Annotated in this window: 10 protein-coding genes; 6 read left to right on the top strand and 4 right to left on the bottom strand. The window is 64.0% G+C overall.

Going from position 1 to position 7,785, the window contains the following annotated elements:
• The 4 genes from ACTS2Z_RS09340 to ACTS2Z_RS09355 all read left to right on the top strand — a co-directional run.
• Positions 1 to 749 (top strand): DALR domain-containing protein (locus ACTS2Z_RS09340; RefSeq protein ID WP_442572943.1); only part of this gene is annotated, 749 nt, incomplete at its 5' end.
• Between the two features lie 10 nt (positions 750 to 759).
• On the top strand, positions 760 to 1,194 hold the full coding sequence (locus ACTS2Z_RS09345; RefSeq protein WP_442572944.1) for an iron-sulfur cluster assembly scaffold protein: 435 nt from the start codon (positions 760 to 762) through the stop codon (positions 1,192 to 1,194).
• Between the two features lie 13 nt (positions 1,195 to 1,207).
• Positions 1,208 to 1,513: a membrane protein insertion efficiency factor YidD gene (gene yidD / locus ACTS2Z_RS09350; protein ID WP_442572945.1), complete on the top strand. Its 306-nt coding sequence runs from the start codon at positions 1,208 to 1,210 to the stop codon at positions 1,511 to 1,513.
• 49 nt (positions 1,514 to 1,562) lie between these two features.
• Entirely contained in the window at positions 1,563 to 2,498 is a 936-nt protein-coding gene (locus ACTS2Z_RS09355; RefSeq protein ID WP_442572946.1) for a glycosyltransferase family 2 protein, read from the top strand.
• Here ACTS2Z_RS09355 and ACTS2Z_RS09360 read toward each other — a convergent pair.
• Entirely contained in the window at positions 2,495 to 3,403 is a 909-nt protein-coding gene (locus ACTS2Z_RS09360) for a hydroxymethylglutaryl-CoA lyase (RefSeq protein ID WP_442572947.1), read from the bottom strand. The genes ACTS2Z_RS09355 and ACTS2Z_RS09360 overlap by 4 nt on opposite strands.
• Entirely contained in the window at positions 3,400 to 5,097 is a 1,698-nt protein-coding gene (locus ACTS2Z_RS09365) for an ArnT family glycosyltransferase (RefSeq protein ID WP_442572948.1), read from the bottom strand. Before ACTS2Z_RS09365 ends, ACTS2Z_RS09360 begins: the two co-directional genes overlap by 4 nt.
• Before the next feature lie 128 nt (positions 5,098 to 5,225).
• On the opposite strand from ACTS2Z_RS09365, the gene ACTS2Z_RS09370 reads away from it, so the two are divergent.
• Entirely contained in the window at positions 5,226 to 5,960 is a 735-nt protein-coding gene (locus tag ACTS2Z_RS09370) for a glycosyltransferase family 2 protein (protein ID WP_442572949.1), read from the top strand.
• A 126-nt stretch (positions 5,961 to 6,086) separates the two neighbouring features.
• Entirely contained in the window at positions 6,087 to 6,500 is a 414-nt protein-coding gene (locus ACTS2Z_RS09375) for a hypothetical protein (RefSeq protein WP_442572950.1), read from the top strand.
• 156 nt (positions 6,501 to 6,656) lie between these two features.
• On the opposite strand, the gene ACTS2Z_RS09380 is transcribed toward ACTS2Z_RS09375, so the two are convergent.
• On the bottom strand, positions 6,657 to 6,965 hold the full coding sequence (locus tag ACTS2Z_RS09380) for a hypothetical protein (RefSeq protein ID WP_442572951.1): 309 nt from the start codon (positions 6,963 to 6,965) through the stop codon (positions 6,657 to 6,659).
• Between the two features lie 154 nt (positions 6,966 to 7,119).
• On the bottom strand, positions 7,120 to 7,710 hold the full coding sequence (gene phaR, locus ACTS2Z_RS09385; protein ID WP_442572952.1) for a polyhydroxyalkanoate synthesis repressor PhaR: 591 nt from the start codon (positions 7,708 to 7,710) through the stop codon (positions 7,120 to 7,122).
• Between the last annotated feature and the right edge of the window lie 75 nt (positions 7,711 to 7,785).

Genomic DNA, 7,785 nt, shown 5'->3' on the forward strand with positions numbered 1-7,785 from the left:
CGAAAACGCTCGGCGAAACCATCGACATCCATGCCGGCGGCATCGATCTGGTGTTTCCCCACCATGAGAACGAGGTGGCCCAATCGGCGTGCGCCCATGGCAAGCCGCTGGCCAATTACTGGCTGCATAACGGCTTTCTCTCCATGGATTCCGAGAAGATGTCGAAATCGCTCGGCAATGTGATCCGCCCGAACGAGCTGATCGCACGCGGCATTCGCGGCGAGGTGATCCGCTATGGCCTGCTCACCGGACACTATCGTGCGCCGCTGGACTGGACCGACAAGCTGATCGAGCAGAGCCGCAAGGCGCTGGACCGGCTTTACGGCATCCTGCGCCGCCTGAGCGATGTTGAGGCAGCTGACACGCCGGTGCCCGCTACCGTACTGGATGCGCTGGGTGATGATCTCAATACGCCAAAGGCCTTTGCCGCTCTCTTCGAGATTCTCGCGCGCGCAAACAAGGCGGACTCGATTGCGGAACAGGCCAAAGCCAAGGGCGAGTTGCTCGCCTCTGGCCGTGTGCTCGGACTGTTGCAGGCTGATCCGGATAGCTGGTTCGGTGTTGATGCGCTGGACGCGGATACCCGTAACCGCATCGACGCATTGCTGGCAGAACGCCATGCTGCCCGTCAGGCAAAGGATTTTGCGCGGGCCGATACCTTGCGCACCGAAATCGACGCGCTGGGCGTGCTGGTCGATGATACGCCTGAAGGTCCGGTCTGGCGGATGAAGGCTGTCGAGGAGGCGTGAGGGCCGGCCCATGAACGCTGATCCCTATTCGCGCGACGTCATCGCTCTGGCGGCGTCCATTCCCCATCTAAAGCGCCTGGAAGCCCCGCAGGCGAGCGTGCGCAAGGTTTCCCGTCTGTGCGGGTCTGAAGTCACGCTTGACCTGAACCTCAAGGATGGACGCGTCGCCGAGGCAGGCTGGGATGTGTCTGCCTGCGCGCTGGGCCAGGCCTCTGCCAGTATTCTCGGAGAGCGCCTGATAGGGGCCGACCGGGATATGCTGGCGCAAGGGCTTGAGACGTTGAATGCCATGCTGAAAGGCACGCGCGTGCCGCAGGAAGGGCCTTTCGCGCGCCTTGCCGTTCTGGAACCCGCATCCGCCTATCCGGCCCGCCATGGCTCTATCCGGCTGGCGTTCGAGGCGGCGCTGGAGGCGTTTGACCGCGCCTCTGGCCCACGGGATTGAGCAGCGCCTTGCCATGTGCCAACGGGAAAAAGCCAGCGACAGCCCGACAAAACGGATTGGAATTGGCCTTGTCACGGCCTACAGGTGGACGCTCTCGCCAGTATTCTACGCCTTTGGTGTAAGATGCCGGCACGAGCCGAGCTGCTCGCTGTACGCGATTGATGCCATAAGGGCTCAGGGCTTGTGGCGCGGGGTCTGGCTGGCGGTGGGACGCGTTGGCCGGTGCAGGCCGGGGGGAACACACGGGTTTGATCCGGCGCCTCTGGTGCGGACCGGATCGCCGTGGTGGAAAGTCTGGGCGTTTCGCGGGAACGCCTGAAGGGGACAGGACGTAGATCGCCGGAACTGACGGCGAACGAGGGGTTGCGATGGAAACGGGCGCGCGCATCAGCGCGGTGATGGTCAGTTACAGGACGGGACCCGTCCTGTTTGACTCCATCCGCTCGGTACTGGCCGACCCCGCCATTGCAGAGCTGGTGGTGGTCAATCACGACAACCCCACCAATGTGACAGTGCGCCTCGATACGCTCTCGACCGCCGAGCCGCGCCTCAACGTCATCCACACGGGCGCCAATCTGGGCTTTGGCCGCGGTTGCAATATCGGCGCATCGGCCGCCAGCGGCGATTATGTGCTCTTCCTCAATCCCGACACGCTGATTGCGCGCGGCGCAGCAAGCCTCCTGGTCGAGACCGCAAAACCGCTGCCCGCTGGCTCCATCGTCGGCGCACGCATCCTCAATCCTGATGGCAGCGAGCAGCGTGGGGGGCGGCGCGGCGAACTGACCCTTGCCTCGGCGCTTTTGAGCTTTTCCGGTCTGGCCCGCATGCTGCCGGGTGTGCGCGATTTCCACCGCGAACGTGAGGCACTGCCTGCCGGACCGGTACCGACTCCCACCGTATCGGGTGCGGCAATGCTGATGAGCCGGGAGAGCTTCCGCTTGCTGGGCGGTTTCGACGAACGCTATTTCCTGCATGTCGAGGACATCGACATTTGCGAGCGCGCGCGCCGTGCAGGTGGCGAGGTGGTGTTCGATCCGCGGGCGGCCTTCGTCCATCTGGGATCGACCAGCTCTGCCAATCCCGTCCTCGTCGAATGGCACAAGGCCAGTGGCCTGCGCCTCTTCTTCAGGACGTTTTCCGGCCCCGGCGCGCGCGCCGCGCTTCTTGTCGCCGGTCCGCTTCTGACGCTGGCGCTGCTCGGCAGGGGTGTGCTTTTGCGCACGGCCATGCGGCTCGGCCAGATGCGCTGGCGGCTTCGGGCGCGCATGCGCCTTTCACAGCGCCGCCGGAACGCGGGTAACTAGCCGGCCTTGGCCGGGAAACCGCCCGCTTTCGAAAGTGCCGACTGTATCGGGTGCTTCAGCGCCTCGGCTTCCAGCCAGTGTGCGGTGCGGATCATGGCATCGAGATCGATGCCGGTGTGATAGCCGCCCCGCTCCAGCATGTAGACGACATCTTCCGTCGCCACATTGCCGGTCGCGCGCGGCGCAAACGGGCAACCGCCAATGCCGCCCGCCGAAGCGTCAATGATAGTCACGCCGTTCTGGACGGCAGCATGGATGTTGGCCAGCGCGGTGTTACGGGTGTTGTGGAAATGCAGGCGCAGCTTCAGCCCGGGGGCCGCGTCCCGGACGATTGTGATCGCCCGCTCCACGTCCCAGGGTGTGGCCACCCCGATCGTATCGCCCAGCGCAAACTCCACCGCTCCGGCTGCTGCGGCCCGCGCGGCCAGCATACCGAGAATGCCGGGATCAACCTCGCCATCAAACGGATCGCCAAAGGCGACCGATACAGTTGCCGAAAGCGGAATCTGCGCGTCATGGGCAAGGATGGCGATACGGTCGAGAAGGTCGGCAGTCTCTTCAGGCGTAGCATTCTGGTTGGCCTTGCCGAACCCGGCGGAGGCGACCAGCACATAGTTGATCTCGTCGCAGCGTGCGTCGATGGCGCGGCGCATGCCCCGCTCATTCAGGGCAAGCCCGATATAGGAGACGCCCCGGTCGCGCGGTACGGCGTCCATGATCTCGGCGGAATCCGCCATGGCCGGCACCAGCTTGGGGTGGACAAAGCTCGCCGCCTCCATGCGCCGCACCCCAGCGCTGATCAGGCGGTCGATAAACTCCAGCTTCACAGGTGTGGACAGCAGGGTCTTGTCGTTCTGCAGCCCGTCGCGCGGGCCAACCTCGACGATTTCGATATGGCCGCTCATGGCGTGTCCTCTCCGGTTGGCGGGCAGGGCCCGGTGCGGGCGATCAGCAGGGATGTGGCCTGTCCGCGCGAATAATTAAAGCCTTCGACTTCACGCCAGCCGCAGGCGCTTTCGCGCAACTGGGCCGTAAGCCCCTCAAGGACAGCCACCTCGTCGAGGCGGGCAAGATCAAGGATTACCAGATGCGGCGCAGCATCGCCCGTGATTGCATCGGCTATTACCTGCGGGCTCACAAGGCGGATATCGCTGCGCAGCGCAAAGGCCAGGCTCGGCTCGGTATAGCTGGAGATGATCGCCGTTTCGGGGTCGAGCCAGTTTTCTTCCGCAATGATGGCGGCAGCCTCGCGCGACAGGAAAAGGCTGGTTTCGCCTGCGATTATCCCGCGTGCGCCCGTATGCCAGCTGATCGCCGCACATATACCGAAGAGAAGCGCCCTTGTGGGCCTGCTCCGCAAGACTGCGATGATGCTACCAAGAACGAGAAGCCCGATAAGCATGGCCAGACCGGTCGCAAGGACAACCGGCCCGTCGAACTGCAACGCAAGGGCCAGAGGCAGGGCCGCCAGCACCACCGCACCCAGCGCAAGCAGAGCCGCGCCCAGAGCTCTCCAGAGCAGCGGCGTCTCCTGCCAGCGCACCGCGCCCCATGCTGCCAGCACGGCCAGTGCCGGATAGGCGGGCAGCACATAATGCGGCAGTTTGGTCGGCATCAGTTCGAAGACCAGCCAGAACGGCACGATCATCAGAATGAGCAGGCGCGCGGTGCCGGCATGCTCGCTGGATGACCTGAGCGCCATAATGGCTGCCCGAACGCCCGCCGGAAGGAAAATCGACGCGGGAAAGAAGAGCACGGGAAGCAGGACGAGGTGATAGCCGGGCAGTCCGCCATGGCTTTCATGCCCGCTGGTGAGTTTCGGCCCCAGATCCTCGCCCAGCGCCTCGGCAAGGAAGCTGCCATCGGTCGCAATCTGCACCGAGACAAGCCAGGGCAGCAGGATCGCCGCAGCCAGCAAGGGGCCTGGCCAGAAGAAGAGCGGGCGCAGCCAGTCGAGGCGCCGCTCCCAGAGGATGAGCCCCAACCCGGCAAGGCCAAGCGCCAGAGGTGTCACCGGGCCCTTGATGAGAGCGCCCAGAGCAATAAGACCCCAGAGCGCCACCGCCCACCGCCTGCCTGTCCCCGGCAGGGCCGCGGCAAGCCTGACAAAGGCGTAGAATGCAAAGGCGGTGACCCCGGCGAGCATGGCGTCCGTCTTGGCGATGCCGCTCTCAGTGCCCAGAAGCACGCTTGTCCCGATCAGAAGACCGGCGAACAGGCTTGCCGGATGGCCCAGCAGGCGGCCCGCAATGGCGGCTGTTGCAAGGGCTGCCAGCACGGCGCCGAGTACCGATGCGAGGCGCCAGGCCCATATTTGACGGTTTTCCAGTGCACCGCTGACCCACTCGCCAGCCATCACGGTGCCAGCCTGAATCCAGTGAATGCCGACCGGCTTCTTGTGACGGTCCTCATCCAGAAAACGGATGCGCACAAAATCACCTGTTTCCAGCATCTGCGCCGTTGCCTGTGCAAAGCGCGCCTCATCGCGATCCAGCACCGGAAGCGTGAAAATGCCGGGCAAGGCTGCCAGCAGGGTGACGCACAGCACTACCAGCCAGGCGTGCCGGGGCTGTTGCAGCAACTGGATCAAACGGGCCATGACCGTCCATTCCCTCAAGGCGGGCTTGCCCGCCACTTGCAGATTCACGCTGGTGCGGGCCTCACTATTGGGTATGTAACGGGCGGTGTATCCCTGCAAGCAGGGTGAATGAAAGAAGGTGGAATTTCATGGCGTCTCCTGCCCCGGCCGTTTCGGTCGTGCTCCCGATGCATAACGAGCAAGGCAATGCCGGTGCCTTGGTGCGCGAAATCGCAACGGCGCTTGCGGGCACCGATTTCGAGATCGTGGCTGTGAACGACGCCAGCCGCGATGGCACGCTTGCCGAGCTGACGGGCGTAAAGGCCGAAGTGCCGCAGCTGCGCATTGTCAGCCATCGGCGCAATGCAGGCCAGTCGCGCGCCATCCGCACCGGCTTTCAGGCCGCCCGCGCGGACATTGTCTGCACGCTAGACGGGGACGGGCAGAACCCGCCCGGCGATCTGCCAGCCCTTATCGCCCGCCTCACCCGCGCCGATGCGCCGGAGAACCTTGGCATGGTCGGCGGCGAGCGCGTGGGCCGTCAGGACAGTGCGGGCAAGAAATTTGCCTCCCGCCTCGGCAATGGCGTTCGCAAGCGCCTGCTCAGTGATGATGCCAATGATACCGGCTGCGGTATCAAGGCAATCCGGCGCGAAGCCTATCTGGCGCTACCCTATTTCGATCATCAGCACCGCTTCCTGCCCGCGCTGATGAAACGGGAGGGATATCTGGTCGAGTTCTGCCCTGTGAGCCATCGGCCACGCATGGCAGGAAAATCGAAATATACGAATCTTGGACGCCTTTTTGCCTCTATCAGTGACATAATGGGGGTGATGTGGCTGAATGGCCGCTCGAGACAGACCGGTGGCTGGGAGGAATCCTGACCATCCGGCCCGCAACACAGGTGAGGGAGCGGCACAATGCCAACCGGTGCAGGTAGCGGTGTTTTCATGGGTGTCCAGGCGGCGAACCGCCGCCGCAACGGCACTCCGGCAAGGAGGGGAATTTCCGTGTTCAGCATTTTTCCGAAACTGATCATCCCGATGATCATCTATGCCATTATCGCCTTTCTCGGCAGCACCGAGACGGTAGCGGCGCGTCTGGCTGATCCGCTTTTCGAGATCGGTATGATGTCAGGCGCCAGCTGGGGGCTCACACCGGGTGATCTGGTGCTGATGCTCGCGCTCTTCTTCCTGTTCATCGAGATCGTGAAGTCGTCCGATACCGGAACGGCGTCCATCATCAATCATGGCATGTCGATGCTGGTCTTCGTCATCGGCCTCGTCCTGTTCCTGCTGGTCGGCCGGTTTGCCACCTCGGTCTTCTTCCTGCTGACCGTTATGGCCCTGCTCGATACCGTGGCCGGATTTGTGGTGACGATAGTGTCGGCCCGGCGTGACCTGGCAGTCGGTGGAGAAGCCTGACCGCCATTGGCACGGGCTTACCGGACAAGAGCCGCCTCCGCATCTCGCGGGGGCGGCTTTTTCTTTAGCTTGATGAGCGCGGCTAGAGCAGGACGAAGAAGACACCGAGCGCGAGGACCGCATCGGCGAGGCGCGCAAACACGCGATCGTGCCGGCTCATGCCCGGCGCTCCAGCCGCGGGGCCGGGCGGGTCGCTGCATCGCTCGTGGCGGCGGCATAGCTCGCCCGGTAGCGGCGGCGCTCGGTCTCGTCGGCACGAAGCCCGCGGCGCTGGCTGCCCTGCAGCACCGGCATCCATGATCCGGCCAGGCCGGCACCATATCCGCCGCTCATACGGGCCGGCGGCGTCTGGACTGGCGCAGCAGCAGGGGCCGGATCGGCCCGCCGCGCTTGCACGCTTTCATTGCGCACAATCAGGGCGGGGGGCGGATAGGCTCCGGCAATGGGTGTCACGGGCTCGCTCATGCGAGGTGACATCGCAAGAAGAAGGCCAGAGTTTACGCTTCGTAAACCTCTGTAAATATGACCTTAACGCTCGGATTCGTGCCGATGCGGGCCGGGTTGATCCTGTCCCGCCCGCGCCGCCTGTTCCTTAATGAAACACTAATCCCGGGCGGACCTAGCCGCCGGCGAGCTTGTCCAGCTTGGCGCGCATCGCTTCCAGCTCGTCACGCAGGGCCTTCACATCGTCGCTCTTTTCCTTTGGAGCCGGAGCGGCAGAGGCAGCGCCCGATACTGGGCCGGAACCCGGATTGAAGGGCGTGAACATTTTCATCGCTTGCTCGAACATGGCCATGTTGCGCCGGGTCTGCTCTTCCAGCAGCGCCATCGAGCCGGCCGGAGACGCCATCGCACCCGTCATCTTCTCGCGCAACTCGTCCTGCTGGCGCATGAAGCCTTCCATCGACATTTTCAGATAGCCGGGAACGAAGGCCTGCATGGAATCGCCGTAAAAGCCGATGAGCTGGCGCAGGAACTCCACGGGCAGCAGGTTTGCGCCCTTGGCCTCTTCCTCGAAGATGATCTGGGCCAGCACGCCGCGCGTCAGGTCCTCGCCGGTCTTGGCGTCGACAACCTCGAAATCGGCGTTCTCCTTCACCAGGTCACGCAAATGGTCGAGCGTGACATACCGGCTCGCCGATGTGTCATACAGCCGCCGGTTTGCGTATTTCTTGATCGTGATCTTGGACGTTTTTCCGCTGGCGCTCACGCTGGCACTCCCCCTGGCTTGTTGCACCGCATCGTTTGCCGTGCGGTGTCAGAATCTCGCGTCCACGCCCTCGAC

It is taken from the genome of Glycocaulis sp., from assembly GCF_052168375.1.
Classification (GTDB): Bacteria; Pseudomonadota; Alphaproteobacteria; order Caulobacterales; family Maricaulaceae; genus Glycocaulis.